The 14,652-nt window shown below is 37.7% G+C and carries 14 protein-coding genes and 2 pseudogenes; 9 read left to right on the top strand and 7 right to left on the bottom strand.

Features of this window, described 5'->3' with window-relative positions; genetic code table 11:
• Positions 1–186: 186 nt before the first annotated feature.
• The 4 genes from H1P_RS22285 to mrdA form a co-directional block, all read right to left on the bottom strand.
• Positions 187–468, bottom strand: a complete 282-nt coding sequence (locus H1P_RS22285; RefSeq protein WP_144871478.1) for a hypothetical protein — start codon at positions 466–468, stop codon at positions 187–189.
• A gap of 290 nt (positions 469–758) precedes the next feature.
• A complete protein-coding gene (locus tag H1P_RS22280) occupies positions 759–1,451 on the bottom strand; it encodes a J domain-containing protein (protein ID WP_144871476.1) in 693 nt (230 codons plus the stop codon).
• A 440-nt stretch (positions 1,452–1,891) separates the two neighbouring features.
• On the bottom strand, positions 1,892–3,301 hold the full coding sequence (locus H1P_RS22275; protein WP_144871474.1) for a cobyrinic acid a,c-diamide synthase CobB: 1,410 nt from the start codon (positions 3,299–3,301) through the stop codon (positions 1,892–1,894).
• Between the two features lie 57 nt (positions 3,302–3,358).
• A complete protein-coding gene (gene mrdA, locus H1P_RS22270; RefSeq protein ID WP_144871472.1) occupies positions 3,359–5,176 on the bottom strand; it encodes a penicillin-binding protein 2 in 1,818 nt (605 codons plus the stop codon).
• 441 nt (positions 5,177–5,617) lie between these two features.
• Here mrdA and H1P_RS22265 point away from each other — a divergent pair, with 441 nt between their 5' ends.
• On the top strand, positions 5,618–6,223 hold the full coding sequence (locus H1P_RS22265; protein WP_144871470.1) for a hypothetical protein: 606 nt from the start codon (positions 5,618–5,620) through the stop codon (positions 6,221–6,223).
• A 183-nt stretch (positions 6,224–6,406) separates the two neighbouring features.
• Here the strand turns inward: H1P_RS22265 and H1P_RS22260 are convergent, their stop codons facing one another.
• Complete coding sequence (locus H1P_RS22260; RefSeq protein WP_144871468.1) at positions 6,407–7,822, bottom strand: LuxR C-terminal-related transcriptional regulator; 1,416 nt, start codon at positions 7,820–7,822, stop codon at positions 6,407–6,409.
• A 276-nt stretch (positions 7,823–8,098) separates the two neighbouring features.
• Entirely contained in the window at positions 8,099–8,254 is a 156-nt protein-coding gene (locus H1P_RS36370; protein WP_186376083.1) for a hypothetical protein, read from the bottom strand.
• 616 nt (positions 8,255–8,870) lie between these two features.
• Between H1P_RS36370 and H1P_RS22255 the strand changes: the two genes are divergently transcribed.
• Complete coding sequence (locus H1P_RS22255) at positions 8,871–9,071, top strand: hypothetical protein (protein ID WP_144871466.1); 201 nt, start codon at positions 8,871–8,873, stop codon at positions 9,069–9,071.
• Positions 9,072–9,250: 179 nt separating this feature from the next.
• On the opposite strand, the gene H1P_RS22250 is transcribed toward H1P_RS22255, so the two are convergent.
• Complete coding sequence (locus tag H1P_RS22250) at positions 9,251–11,083, bottom strand: response regulator (protein ID WP_144871464.1); 1,833 nt, start codon at positions 11,081–11,083, stop codon at positions 9,251–9,253.
• Between the two features lie 390 nt (positions 11,084–11,473).
• On the opposite strand from H1P_RS22250, the gene H1P_RS22245 reads away from it, so the two are divergent.
• The 7 genes and pseudogenes from H1P_RS22245 to H1P_RS22220 form a co-directional block, all read left to right on the top strand.
• Positions 11,474–11,707 carry a hypothetical protein gene (locus tag H1P_RS22245; protein ID WP_144871462.1) on the top strand — a complete coding sequence of 78 codons (234 nt, stop codon included), beginning with the start codon at positions 11,474–11,476 and terminating at the stop codon, positions 11,705–11,707.
• Between the two features lie 93 nt (positions 11,708–11,800).
• Positions 11,801–11,899: pseudogene (locus H1P_RS39450) on the top strand (hypothetical protein); the annotation flags it as partial.
• A gap of 264 nt (positions 11,900–12,163) precedes the next feature.
• Positions 12,164–12,343 (top strand): hypothetical protein, encoded by a 180-nt coding sequence (locus tag H1P_RS22240; RefSeq protein WP_144871460.1) that lies wholly within the window; start codon positions 12,164–12,166, stop codon positions 12,341–12,343.
• A 37-nt stretch (positions 12,344–12,380) separates the two neighbouring features.
• Positions 12,381–12,509 (top strand): annotated as a pseudogene (locus H1P_RS22235) (cysteine peptidase family C39 domain-containing protein); the annotation flags it as partial.
• Between the two features lie 274 nt (positions 12,510–12,783).
• The gene (locus H1P_RS22230) at positions 12,784–12,969 is read left to right on the top strand and encodes a hypothetical protein (protein WP_144871456.1); all 186 of its coding nucleotides are present in this window, start codon (positions 12,784–12,786) and stop codon (positions 12,967–12,969) included.
• Between the two features lie 162 nt (positions 12,970–13,131).
• Positions 13,132–13,338, top strand: coding sequence for a hypothetical protein (locus H1P_RS22225; RefSeq protein WP_144871454.1), 207 nt, complete (start codon positions 13,132–13,134; stop codon positions 13,336–13,338).
• Between the two features lie 58 nt (positions 13,339–13,396).
• Positions 13,397–14,652: peptidase domain-containing ABC transporter (locus H1P_RS22220; RefSeq protein WP_144871452.1), on the top strand; the 1,256-nt coding region annotated here is incomplete at its 3' end.

Below are 14,652 nucleotides of genomic sequence, written 5' to 3'. Positions count from 1 at the left end.
AGTTTGAATTCTTTCTTTCTCTTGTGCTGTACTGGCATTTATTAACAGTTTTTTGAGAGTTTCTGCCGATTCAGTTATCTCAATTTTTACTACTCCTGACATAGTTCGCGATCGCTTTTATCCCTTTCTCTTTAAGTGTAGTCTAAGTTTAGGAAATTGGTATAACTATAGCTGGTAGTGTTATTTTCAGGATCGATAATGGAAAGTAAGCTCTAGTTCGGGGATGCGGTTTTCATAGTAGAGAGATTCATCTAATTGAACGTTCGGGCGAATTTGTGCGGTTTTCTGCCATTCCTGGGCAATAATTACCCCAATATCTAACAATTGCATTTTTCTAGCAATTACATTCCCCAAAAAAACTAGGCGATCGCGAGTACAAATGGTGATAAAATAATTACCGTTAGAAGCATAGTCCCACTTTGGACAGCGTGCAGATTCTATCCGATATTTATTTTTGTATAGGGTCATTGATTAGGAAAAAATAGTTATCTATTAGAAAAATAATCAATGATTTCTTCTAAATCTCTGATGGCTGGTTGAGAAATAAAAAGATAAAGCAGCCGAAGCTCACCGCGTCAATTAATACCTTGATGCTGGCTGCTGCTTTGTCGGATCGTTTGTTGGCAAGCGGAGCGTTGATAGCGTGGCTGATGCTTAAGTTGATAATTATTAATTATTAAGTCAATCCTCACGGCTATCTTAAAACTACTGGTTTCAAACTGAATGCGGTTTAGCTCGAAGGCTACAAATTATTTTTTTTAGAAGAAAAATCCCATGTCCTCTTGAGCTTCACTGCGTAGTCTCTCAGCAATCCTAAAGATTTCTTTTCCAGTGTGAATATAGTGTTCGTCATAATTAAAGACAAAGTATTCTAATTCTTTGATGCCATCTTCAATCTGATTTAAACAGTAGTAAAGGCTAGCAGCTACTTTCGCTAACTGAGCAGGATTCGGATAAGCAGCAAATCTTTGTTTGGCTAGCTGTAAATAATGACGACAATCTTCTAAATAAGCCTGAAAATCTTCTAAAAGCTCGTCATCAAAAGGATCGGCAGATAAATTGTCTATTTCTGATTCTAAAGGATTAAGAATTTTTTGAATATAGCGATCGCTTGGAAGGTATACTGTTTGTAACCACTGTTGATAGCTAATTTCTTGCTTTTTGCTTGCTTGGCGACGACGGCTGTATTCTTGAGAAGCTTTAGCAGTCCGCTTTTGTCTATGAGATAAAGATTCGTAGTTACCCCCCAATTGTAATTCTTGGTCGTATCGACGGCGACTTCGGGGGTTACTCAGGATTTCATAAGCAGCATTGATTCTAATAATTTCTTCCCCATTAGTTTCTGCTTCTTTAGTATCGGGATGGTATAACTTTGCTAGCTTACGATAAGCCTGTTTGATTTCTATAGCCGTTGCTTGAGCATTAACTTTTAGTATTTTATAGTGATTCACCTGTAAACAATAGATGATAGACAATAGATGATAGACAATTGTCTTTTCTGACAAGAAGAGTTTTTTTCAAGATAGAGACTTTTAACCTCAATCTCCAATTAACAATTGTTGAGTAAAATTTCCCCTAAAAAAAGCTATCCGCTCTCACCGTGAACAAATAGATAAAATACAACTTTCGCTGTAACCTAGTTATTTGCTTGATAGTGAGAGCGGTCTAGTAGGGTTCTTAAATCGAAACCTGACTGCCGAGAGGAACTCGAACAAGTCACTTACACTGAGCTTAAAATTAAGCTAGTAGGCTAGTTGCTAGAGAACAGCCTCGGCGCACAGCCGGCTAATATCGATCTGAGAACCCAAGATCATACTACTTTCAATCATGGGCATCACCTCCTATATCCCTAAATGGTTATTTCTAGTTGTCTTTGGAGACTTACTGATTGTTATGCTAACTGATTTTTATAATCTCGGCAACCATCTAGCCATCTTTTAAGTAAAAATTTAGTTTTGCCAAAATGAAGATGCACATAAGATGCATGGACATTTTTAATTTGCCATCCTTCTATAGCCATTTTACTTTGGGAATTACAGCCTTTGATTTGCCACAAGGGTTGAGAGGGAATAGTTGTTAACTCAGAGCGATGAAATTCATGACCCCATATGAAAGTAGGGGAGTTAGAGGAAGTAGGTATTAAAGAGCTACTGTTGAGGGGAAAAGCTTGACGATAACCAAGAGTGAGACGAGATGTCATAGTAGCGGTAGTGGGAATAAAGCCTACCATATCCCAAATTTTACTCTCTAAATCAATTAAGCGATCGCATAAATACATTAGTCCTCCACATTCTGCATAGACAGGGATGTTTTGGACTATTGATTGTTTTAGTTGCTCTCTTACAGGTTTATTGGCTGCTAATTCTTCGGCAAACATTTCAGGAAAACCACCACCAAAATAAAAACCAGCTACATCTGGGGGAAGGCTTTTTGCAGTTAGAGGACTCCAGAAACTTAATTCTGCCCCTAATTGGCGCAAAATGTCCAAATTATCTTGATAATAGAAGTTAAAAGCGCGATCGCGGGCTATGGCTATTTTAAGAGGTTTGTTGATTGTTGGTTGTTGGTTGTTGGGGCGATTCCCTCTTCGCCCGTACATTTGTGGGTTATCAGTGGTTGCTCGTAATAAAGGTAATAGTTTATCCCAATTGAAAGCTGTTTTTGCTATGTGGGCTAGTTTATTGAATACTTGAGTTATTGCTGGTAATTCTGCGGTGGGAATCAGTCCTAAATGACGATCTGGGATGGTTATTTCACTATGTCGGCGAATTACTCCTAAAATAGGCATTTTGATGTTATTCAGAGCATCTTCTAATAATTCTAAATGGCGATCGCTTGCTACTCGATTGAGAACTACCCCTGCAATAGTTATTCTGGGATCGAGGGTTTTAAAGCCATGAGCGATCGCTGCTATCGATCCAGACAAACGCGAGCAATCTAACACTAACAAGACAGGAATAGCCAATAATCGAGCAACATGAGCCGTACTAGCGTAATCTGTTTCAGAATATAATTTCACCCCATCAAATAAACCCATAACCCCTTCTACGACTACATAATCTGCTGAACTACTGTGGAGAGCAAAGCAAGAGCGCACATAATCGGGAGAAGTCAAAACAGAATCGAGATTTCGACAAGAACGCCCCGTAATAGCAGTATGAAACATCGGGTCGATATAATCTGGCCCTACTTTAAATCCTTGGACAATTTTATTTTTTTGTTGAGCTAAAAAAGCCAGAATACTCAGAGTAATCGTAGTTTTTCCTACTCCAGAGCGTTCTCCCGCAATTATTAAAGCCATATTTTTAGTGGTTAGTTACTGGTTGCTGATTGCTTGTTGATTGTCGAACAATAGCCATTACCGATTACTTATTACCTCTTCCACTACTGACTTCTGTTCTTTTTTTTCCTTAAAATAAACTTCCATCACCTGACGTACCATAGGTGCTGCTACTGAGCCACCGCCACCACCAGAATGTTCGGCAAATGCCACAACTGTAATTTCAGGTTTATCGTAGGGTGCAAACGCGCCAAACCAAGCGTGGGGTTTTCCTGGGGGTGCTTCTGCTGTACCGCTTTTTCCTGCGGAGGGAGGTAATTCAGGGATATTTAAACGCCCTCCTGTACCGCCATTAACTACTGCTCTTAAACCTTTTCTGATAGTACTAAGAGTGGTTGGTTTGAGATTCAGGCTGACTCTTTGTTGCTGCTTCAAATCATTATCAGTGCGAAGAAGATGAGGTTGTACTTGGTAGCCGTTATTGGCGATCGCACTAAACATGACTGCAACCTGTAAAGGAGTAGCTAAAGTGAAACCCTGACCAATGGACATATTAACTGTATCTCCTGCTGTCCAGCCCCAATTGCGAAAATTCATTCTTTTCCAAGCATCATCCGCAATCAAGCCCCCAGTTTCTCCTTCTAACTCTATACCAGTGGGTTTTCCAAAACCATAATTTCGCGCCCATTTAATCAGATTTTCCCCTCCTGAACCCCTACCCACTTGACCAAAAAAGGTGTTACTACTCCAAGCCATAGCACTGACGTAGTTCATTCTGCCAAATCCTGCTTTATTCCATTCCCCGAAAAGTGTTCCCCCTACATTGAGATAAGCGTAAGTACTTAAAATCGTATTGGGAGGATATTTCCCCGATTCCATACCAGCAGTAGCAGTAACCACTTTAAAAGTAGAAGCAGGAGGAAAACCCCGCAACGCCATATTTAAAAAAGGATTACCTTTGGCTTGTAGCTCTTGCCACATTTGAGGAGTAACTGGAGAAGAAAATATATTAGGATCGAAACGGGGATAACTCGCCATAGCCAGCACAGCACCGTTATTGGAGTCTAACACCACAATTGCCCCTTTTTGCGTTCCCAAAGCCGATTCTGCTGCTTTCTGAAGCTCTAGATCGAGAGTTAAAGTAATATCTTTTCCTGATTTCGGCGGGGTTTCTCCTAAAATCCTCATAAATCTTCCCGCGCCATCTACTTCTAAATTTAAGCCTCCCCATTTCCCTCGTAATAGGTTTTCATGGGATTTTTCTACTCCCATTTTGCCTATCACATCCCCCAGACGATAGCCTTCTGGTTTTTTGCGGTTTAATTCTTGCCGATCTAATTCTCCCGTGTAACCTAAGATATGGGCAGCTACTTCTTTTTGAGGATAATTTCTGACTTTAATAATATCTGTTTCCACCCACTTTAATTGGGGACGATATTCTTCAATGGCGGTTACTTGAGCAGGAGTTAAATTAAGACCTACAGGAATTAAACTAGGATAGTTGATGCCAGCTTCTTCAACTCGTTTTTGAATATCTTCTGGGGGAAGTTCTAAGATTTTCGCTAAAAGATCGCGAATTTCCTGCCAATTTTCTTGTTTTTGCGCTTTGGGCCAAATATATGCTGAATGAGACAAACGAGTAGTGGCTAATACTTTGCCTTTGCGGTCAAAAATATTACCGCGAACAGGAGGCTTAGGAATAATGCGAGTTCTATTTTCGTCTGCTTTGCGCTGATTAGCTTCTCCTTGTTCTAGCTGCAAATATGCCAAACGAGAACCAATACCGCCAAAGAATACCACACTAATTCCTAGCAAGATTAAGGAAGCTTGATATTGTCTACCTACATTACGTTTATTTTCTGGTGCTTTGGGGTAAGAAGAGCTTGTAACAGCCATATTAATGCGTCAATTGTTAATTAGAAATTAAAGAATTAAGTAAAGACGATGGTTTTTAATCAGGATAATCATGAAATTAATTGTCATTCGATTTTACTCAATTTTTTTGGTAGTTTGTTTTAATCTTGTTTCTTCAATTGACTGACATCAAGGTGTTTGCCCCAAACCATAGAAATTAGTCATTGCTTTTTAGAGAAATCAAGGATTGAATCTGATAAACTATCTTTGGCAATAACTGTTTTAATTGAATATTTAAATTAAGTGACCAACATGATTCACTTGCTAATTTTCTCTTAATTCGGTTTTCTGCTCGCACTTGCGGGGTTATAGAGAGCAAAGTTTATGTTTGCTGCAAGTAGCTCAGAACAAACATAACTAATCTTTATGCCTCTAGTGTGTCCTGTTTTCTCACGAACTTACAAATTAAAAAAAGCACAAATTATGAACTACAAACTTTTCAACATTGATTCAATTCCTGATGGTGATCCCTTAACTGGTTTTGATTTTGTTCCACCTGTGAAAATAAGTTTTCTTAGTGAACCAGGTACGATCAGAGATGTGGATTTTGGTTCAACACTAGAAATAGAGCTTCTGAATTTCGCAGAAGGTGCTTTTTCTGTCGATGTTACCTCAGTGGCGTTTCCCGAATATAGTTTTTCTGTCAGCGATCTGAGTATTCAGTTTGATGCTTCCTCTCAACCTGTGCTGGATTTGGAGGACTTCGCTGAAACAAGTTTTGTTTTTGTTGGTAAGACAGGTGAGATCAGGGACTTACCTTTAAGTCCGAGTGCAATTGAACAACCATTGCAGGATTTTATTGTTCTGGACAATGCTTTTTCTGTCACACTTACACCATTGGAGTTTCCCGAATATACTTTTGATGGTGTTGGTAGTCCTGATGTTTTCTTGGATTTAACTACTATTGAAAATGCAAGTTTGGGTGTTTTTTCTGAAGATGGCGATACTTTAACTACATTTGAATTTAATGATATTGGCGGTGCTTTTTCTGTCACACTTACATCATTGGAGTTTCCCGAATATCCTTAGTGATGATTCTGTTAGTGTATCAATATTAAGCACGATAAAGGCGATCGCTTATTTTAAGATTAACACAAAATTGCGATCGCAATTGCTAATCTTTGCCAAAAAATTCTCGGGAAGATCTCTAATGAGAAAAAGCCCAGTAGCTCAACTTTTCGGGCAATTTGAATCTATATGGTATTGGGAAATTCAAAGCTCTAATCCCTCGGTATTCATCAACTTATAAAGAGCCTGAAGTCGAGTTTTTGCTTCTAGCTTGACTAAAATGTTGTTAACGTGAAACTTAACTGTACTATTACTAATATGGAGATGTTCCGCAATATCACGATCGCGTAATCCTTTAGCTAGAAGAGCGATTACTTCCCGTTCTCGCTGAGAAAGTATTTGTTGTTCTTGAGTAAGATTGTCAAGTCCCCAATTACCTCCGTTCATAATAGTTGCAACTGCTTCCTTTAACTGGCTTGAAGTTGTGGAGAGGTTTATTTGAGCTTTTATTCCACTAGGAACTATTGTTGAATTATTTTGATTAACCCAAATAATGCGATCGCTATTTGATACCAAAGAAGGGCGATCTGTAAGCAGGGGAATATGACGTTCGCCACTAGCAGAAATTTTTAAGTTAGCTAAATAAGCTAGCTGAGTAAATCCTGTTTGCAACAATGGTAAGCGACATTGAATACACAAGGGTAGATCGGGAGCATTTACTGGAGATGGAAAAGTCAAAGAAACTTGAATCACTTGAATACTAGCTTCGGTATTGATTTCGAGAATTCCACCGCAAAATGAGACGATGGACATCAAATTACCAAAAAATACCTGTTCCCATTCTTTTGGTGACTGAGAAATTATGGAGGAGGTATCAGCGATCGCTTCTAAAGAAACCGAATCTACTTCATAAGTTAAACGACAGTAAGTACAATCTAGAGTTTTAAGTATCTCAGCAACTTTTAAAAATACTTGAGTCTGAGATAAGTCGAGACTTCTTTCTGTACCTAAAACTGTCAACTTTGTCCGAACCAGTATACGAGCCAAACTGTCAGAAAGGGAAAGTTCGGGAAGAATGATTGTAGACTTGACAGCTTGTAAATTCTGTTTTTCTTGCTGGTGTAGGGAAGCAATTTCTAAAGCTACCGTTAAGCTAGTACAGAGATTTAACAAGACTTCTAAAAACTCCTGTCTCATTGGATTTTGGCTAAACGCAGCCAACACCCCGATTACCTTGTCTGAATTAGCTAATGGATAACCTGCAAAACTTTTCAGCTTATTAGCGATCGCCCATTCAGGATATCTAACCCAAGATTCCTCTGGTAACTTATTACTCAATAGGGAGACACGATTTTGAGCAATTCTGCCAATCTTATATGCTCCCATTGGGATGCGACTAAAAGAACCATCTGTGCGAGTGTATAAGCCAGATGAGGCTACTAATCGCAACATTTTACCGTCGGGTTCAACTAGCCAAATTCGAGCGAAAGTGCAGTCAAAATACTTAACCAACCCATCTGTTCCCAAGCGAGAAATTTCCTCTAAGTCCAAGGAGTTAGCAAAGCTCAGAGCAATTTGATTAGCACGTTGTAAATTCCAGACTAACTCGGTGTCTAACAATTAAGTAGCATTAATATAGTATTGACTACTCTCCGCTTAAAAAAAAACGGAGATTCTAAGCGGATGTTCAGAATCGTGGTTTAAACCCGATTCTCCTTACACTTAGCTGTCACCGAACTATCAAATTATACTCTGAAATAGTGCTTATTGTATGGTTCAGAGCGAACCTGGTTGTTTTAGAGAAAAGGGTACAAAATCAACAGTTGACTTTGTACCCTTTTAATTTGGTAATCTTCTATAGAAAGAAAATTTTTTAAATATAACAAATTGGCTCTTTTAACCTTTAGTTTCTACTGATACATCAGCATTATTTTGCCAAGAACTGAGCAAGCTTTGAAAACCTTTCAGTTGGCAAAGTCTTAGTAAAATGTAAACGCTTAAAAGATACATTCCACTGAGAAAAGGGATTAGTAAACAAGGGGTAATGTGCATATCATTCGGTATATTTCTACTATCTACTGTGCAGCGAGTTCTAATCTACTGTCTACTTAATAAAGACAGCAAAACTCTTTTCCTGACTGACACTCATCAAAGACAACACACACATACAAAATATAATCTTTCTTGAGTAAGACCATAGTTTCTTTATGACTCGAACAGGCTATTGACAGCCTTTGGTATCTTAAATAATTGAGGTGTCAACAACGAAAGAACAAAATATTAATTTGTTTTTATACTTCCTACTTTTGCATCTGACCAAATCTAGCAATCTTTAAGCAACATCTAATTTTTTTATATGATTGCTGTTGATTGGTTACTTCATCAGTATTACCTTTAATAATATAGGGTTTTCGTTAGTTTGGCAACTTAAATTTAATGTATTATGACTAAAAAAACTGGTTTTAAAAAAGCGATCGCCAATACTGTGTTTTCATTTGTGAGTGAAGCAACAGACACCCAATGTTTGAATTAATGGCAATTTATTAAATACAAATGGTTAGAAACCAAAGATTAGGAAAGTTATTTCGCACTAGTATAGGCTACAGAAAATCTCCTAATCAACTTTGCACAAAATATACGATTAATTTTGCTTAGGTACTTAAATATTATGGAAATTTGTGGAAATCAAGTAAAAAGTACCGTAATAAAAAATCCATGGGAATGGACAGTTGATGAATGGCAAAAATTATATCCTGAAAATCCGATAACAAAAGAAGCAACTACGGAGGAGCAAGCATTTAAAATAATTCAAAATACTCTAATCGAGCGAGAAAATTTTGGTGATATTCTTTTAGAATTTAACAATTAATCATTAAACTAAAACTTCTGAGCAAATAAATGTGAATTAAGGAGGATGTGTCTCTTGAATTCATTTCAAGAGCTTGTGTCGCCCGTACAGTAAAAATATCTCAATAATAAAGAAATATTCTGTTCTGTCTGTTGGTATTTTTGGCAACACAATGTTTCAGAGATTAAAGCAGCAATGCTCTAAATACCAGTTTTTAATCGTGCTTTTCTTAATAAAAAACTCAAGACAGTTTCTTGTTGAGTAATAATATCTGCATTACCATTCATTCCCGATTGGATCGAACATTTGCGCTTCTGAGTTCCGACAAAATTATTTTGCGGTTTGATAGTCACTTGATAAGAACTATTATTGTTTCCCTCGGAATTATTATTAGTTGATGATTCTGGTTCAAAAGCATCGGGAGAAATCGTAGCAACCGTTCCTGTCAAAATACCGTAGTCTGGATAGGGACAAGCAGAAACTTTAATTTGTGCTTTTTGCTCGATCGCCACTTTACCGATATCTTGAGGCGCGACTGCTGCGCTAACAATTAAGTCTGAATCCCTGGGAGCAATAGTAGCGATCGCCTCTCCAGGGTTAACTACTTGTCCAGAATTACGCAGATTGAGTTGTTGCACTATACCTGAAGCTGAAGCTCGAATAGTAGTTTTTTCGGCGTTTTTTTGTAACTGCTGTAACTCTAAACGATCGCTTTTAGTTTCTTTTTCCAAACCGATTTGTTTCTCTACTAATACTTGGCGATCGCGATTTAGGACACTGATTTGAGCTTGACTCTCAGCTTGTTGACGCGCAATTTGCTCTTGAGCTTTAGTAATATTAGCTGCACTAGGAGCGATCGCAGCTTGAGCTTGTTTTTGTCTCGCGAGAGCTTCTTGTAAACCCGCTTTTTTTTCGCTAATTTGCAAATCAGAAACTGCTCCTGTCTCAGAAAGTTGTTGATATCTGGCTAATTCTTCTTGAGCTAATTTTACGGTAGCGTTGGTTGCTTCTAGCTCCGCCTGGGTGGTAGCGGTTTGTTGCTGATAATCTTGTTGGCTTAATGCTAAATCTGCTTTGGCAGAAGCAAGCTCTCTTTCTAAAGCTTGGGTTTGGGCTGCGATTTGTCTATCTAATTCGGCAATTTGCGCTTTGATTTGAGCAAGCTGTGCTGCATTCTGATTTAGTTTTTGCTGTAGTTGATTTTGTTTGGTTTGCCAATCCGAAGCATCTATGGTTGCAATGATATCTCCTCGATCTATAGCTTGATTGGCTTTTACTTGAATGCTGGTGACAGTACCCTCTATGGCAGCCTGAACTAGACGCAGTTCTCCTGTAGGACGAATTTTGACATCTGCTTTGACTGTGGTTTTGTATTTCAATACGTTAGTGAGAAAAAGGGCTGTACCAAAAATACCCAGCAGTATCATACCGCCTCTGGTAGTCCAACGACTGACCGCAGGTAAAAATTCCTCTGGTTCAACTAGGGGTAACAAGTTAATATCCGATGGCAAAGAATCATAGCTATAGGCAATCATAGAGCGATCGCGATTAACTTCTTTAATCGCAAGAGAACTCTCTGTTGTGGTGGCTTGCTTGACAACTAAAGAACGATCGTCATGTTTGTTTAACAAAGATAATTTATCGCTCAATTCTGGTGCTATTTGTAAATATCCTCGATGAACTAACTGAATTGATTGTGATAATTCCTCTGGGGATAAACTTTTGAGTAAATAACCCTTTGCACCTGCTCTTAAAGCTTTATCTAAGTATGTCGAATCATCATAGCTGCTGAGGATGATAATTTTGGTTTGAGAAAAACGCTCAGATAATAACTCGATCGCCGTTAAACCATCCATTTCTGGCATTTCAATATCAATTAAAACTATATCAGGTGCTAATTCTTCAACTAAGGCGATCGCTTCTTTACCATTCTCCGCAGTTCCCACAACCTCTATATTTGGCTCAGAATCTAAATATCTTTGTAGAGTCTGTCGAATTAAATTTTCATCATCAACTAAGAGAGTACGAATCATTATTTAGTTACTTAATAGTAAGAATAAAAAAACTCAACTACTATAATTTTAAGGTTGATTTAGAATGGTTATTTTATTTCAAGTGAACTAGCTAAAGCATAGCTAAAAATCAATAGTTAAAATTTTGTCAATAGTTGATTAATTCTGATTTAATGGGAGCTTGAATAATATATTAAAACTAATTTGATATTTTTAGATTGTAAGATATTTCTTGAGAAAAAAAAGAAATTAAATCCAGAGTAAAATTATTGAAAACTTAGCTAATTTCAGTTAAAGTTTTTCTAGAAGAAGTTTAGGCGAGCGATGTTTTTGTACTACTAAAAATATTTAAGAAAAAAGCGATCCCCCTTGACTGATAAACTAAAATATAATATTAGGAGAAACCAAATCATGAAATCAGAAAAAAATCAACAACAAACTAACTGGCTAGCTGAAACTGAAGAGTTAAATGATGTTGAAGCTTCTCAAGTTAATGGTGGATATGGATTTGATGCTCACATAGCACAACTAGTAGCACAACTAGAAGCACAACAAGAAGCACAAGCAGAAGCTCAGGCAGAAATGACAGCGTTGAATGCAGCAATGACAGCAGCAAACACTAAAGGTATGTCACCTGGACAATAAATTTCCAAATTAGCTTCTATAGGTATTGATTAACCAAGAATGAAATATCCGTTAGTTTGACAACGCTCGGAAGAAAATTGAGGTGCTGCTTGTTTAGCTACAGTAGTCAAATATCACGGGCGCACCCTTTCTTGTCATCGCATTCGCGAAGTGGTGGGTACGGGACAACAAAAATTAGCTAATTTCAGTTAAAGTTTTCCGAGAAAAATTTTATGCCCTCGATGTTGTTGTATTACTAAAAATGGCGTTGCTGAATATGTAATGCTTCAACTCTATTTAGTTAACTTGCAGGAGCGAATAAAAAGTTCTCAAAAGCTTAGAGCTTAGAGCTTAGAGCTTAAAGCTACGAACAGTAACATTTTATGCGTCATTACTTAAATCACCAACGCCCTAAAAATATTTAAGGAAAAAGCGATCGCATTTAAGAAAACTAACAATATTGGGAGAAACCAAGCCATGAAACCAGAATTCAATCAACAACAAACTAACTGGATATCTCAAGTTGAAGAGTTAGATGACTCTGAGGCTTCTCAAGTTAATGGTGGAGGAGTCTGGGGAGCCATACATAAAGCAGCTACCCCAACGGATTACGGTACTGCCTTAAGTGGTGCAAAGATGAGAGTAAATCCTGTATAAATTCAAAATTTACTCGGATAATATTTTTCAGTCAACAATGAAATATCCGTTAGTTTTGCAACGTTCGGAAGAAAATTGTGGTGCTGCTTGTTTGGCTACAGTAGTCAAATATCACGGACGCACCCTTTCTTTTCATCGTATTCGCGAAGCGGTGGGTACGGGACAACAAAAATTAGCTAATTTCAGTTAATGTTTTCCGAGAAAAATTTTATGCCCTCGATGTTGTTGTATTACTAAAAACGTCTGATGTGAATTATCTGAACCCCTGAATCTGATTAGGCAATAGGCAACAGGCAATAGGCAAGAGTATGAAATACTAACGCTAGAGTCAGAACTCTAACATCTAATTCACACTAAGCGTTAAAAATATTTGAGAAAGAGAGATCGCACTTGACTAATAAACTAGACTAATAAACAAAAATATTGGAAGAAACTAAACCATGAAACCAGAATTCAATCAACAACAAACTGACTGGCTAGCTGAAACTGAAGAGTTAGATGATATTGAGGCTTCTCAAGTTAATGGTGGTGGATCTCCATATCCATCAACTGAATCCTTGTTACTTGACTTATTGAATAGAACAGATAAAGAAATCAGGAATAGTGGAAATCGTGAAAGTAATTAAACAATTTATACATTCAAATCAGAAATAAACAGAATCTAAGCAGAAAACATGGATATTGATTAATCAAGAATGAAATTATCGAAAAATTATCTAATTTCAGCTATTTTTTTGAGAAAAAGAGATCGCACTAAAAAAAACTAAAATATTAGGAGGAACCAAACTATGAAACCAGAAATTAATCAACAACAAACTGACTGGATATCTCAAGTTGAAGAGTTAGATGATATTGAGGCTTCTCAAGTTAATGGTGGAAGTCCTCTTAATGATCCTTCATTAAGCGTAGAAGACAAGATATTCCTACTGTTAATGCAAGTGATGTCAGAATTCGACAAGCAAATAAAAGAACAAGCACAATCAGTACGACCATAAGTATAAGTTATGTTTGATAACTTCAAATTTAGCTTCTATGGATATTGATTAACCAAGAATGAAATATCCGTTAGTGTTGCAATCCTCGGAAGAAAATTGTGGTGCTGCTTGTTTAGCTACAGTAGTCAAGTATCACGGGCGTACCCTTTCTTTTCATCGTATTCGCGAGGCGGTTGGTACGGGACAACTGGGTACAACACTTTTGGGTTTACGACGGGGAGCAGAAGCACTGGGTTTTAATGCTCGTCAGGTACGGGTAAATGCTCAACTGATAGATCGCCTCAATGAAGCTCCTTTACCAGCGATTATCCATTGGAAAGGTTATCACTGGGTAGTTATTTACGGCAAAAAAGGGAAAAAATATATTGTTGCCGATCCTGGAGTGGGAGTACGTCGTCTGTCTCGTAGCGAGCTAGATCGGGGCTGGACAAATGGCATTATGCTGTTGTTGATACCTGATGAAATTCGTTTTGCTCAGTTAGAAGAAGATAAGGGTAATAATTGGGGACGGTTTTTTAAGCGAATTTTACCTTACCGTAATATTTTAATTCAGGCAGTTTTGATTAATGCTGTCATTGGCTTACTGTCTTTAGCTTTTCCCTTTTTATTGCAGATACTTACCGATGATGTTTTAGTTAGGGGCGATAGACAATTATTAAATGTAGTGGCAATTGGCGTAATTGCCATGAATCTGTTTTCTATAACTTGTCGGCTAGTGCAGTCTAATTTGATTGCTCATTTTGCCCAACGGTTGCAATTAGGATTTATTTTAGAATTCGGTAGACAGATTTTGCGTTTACCTCTGACTTATTATGAAACTCGTCGTAGTGGGGAAATTGTCAGTCGGCTACGGGATATTTACCAAATTAATAATTTACTTACCCAAACTGTCACCAGTTTACCCAGTCAGGTTTTTATTGGTTTGATTTCTCTGGGATTGATGTTTACCTACAGTAATAAGCTGACGCTGGTAGCAGCAGCCATGACAGCATTGATGTTTATTCCTGTAATGCTGTTTTTACCCACTCTACAACAAAAAACTCGTAGGGGTTTAGTCTTAGATGCCGAAAACCAAGGCTTTTTGGTGGAAACTTTTAAAGGTGCTTTGACTTTGAAAACTAGCAACGCTGCGCCTCAAGCTTGGGAAGAGTTACAAAGTCGTTTTGGTCGTTTGGCTAGCGTTAATTTTCGCACCAATCAAATTGTAATCGCCAATGGTTTAATTTCCCAATTTATTTCGTCAATTAGTTCGGTGGTTTTACTTTGGTATGGTGGTAGTTTGGTAATTGCTCAAAACCTTAGTATTGGTCAATT

The sequence above is a fragment of the Hyella patelloides LEGE 07179 genome (genome assembly GCF_900659865.1).
In the GTDB taxonomy this organism is placed as follows: Bacteria; Cyanobacteriota; Cyanobacteriia; order Cyanobacteriales; family Xenococcaceae; genus Hyella; species Hyella patelloides.
This window is presented reverse-complemented; position numbering and strand designations above follow the sequence as displayed.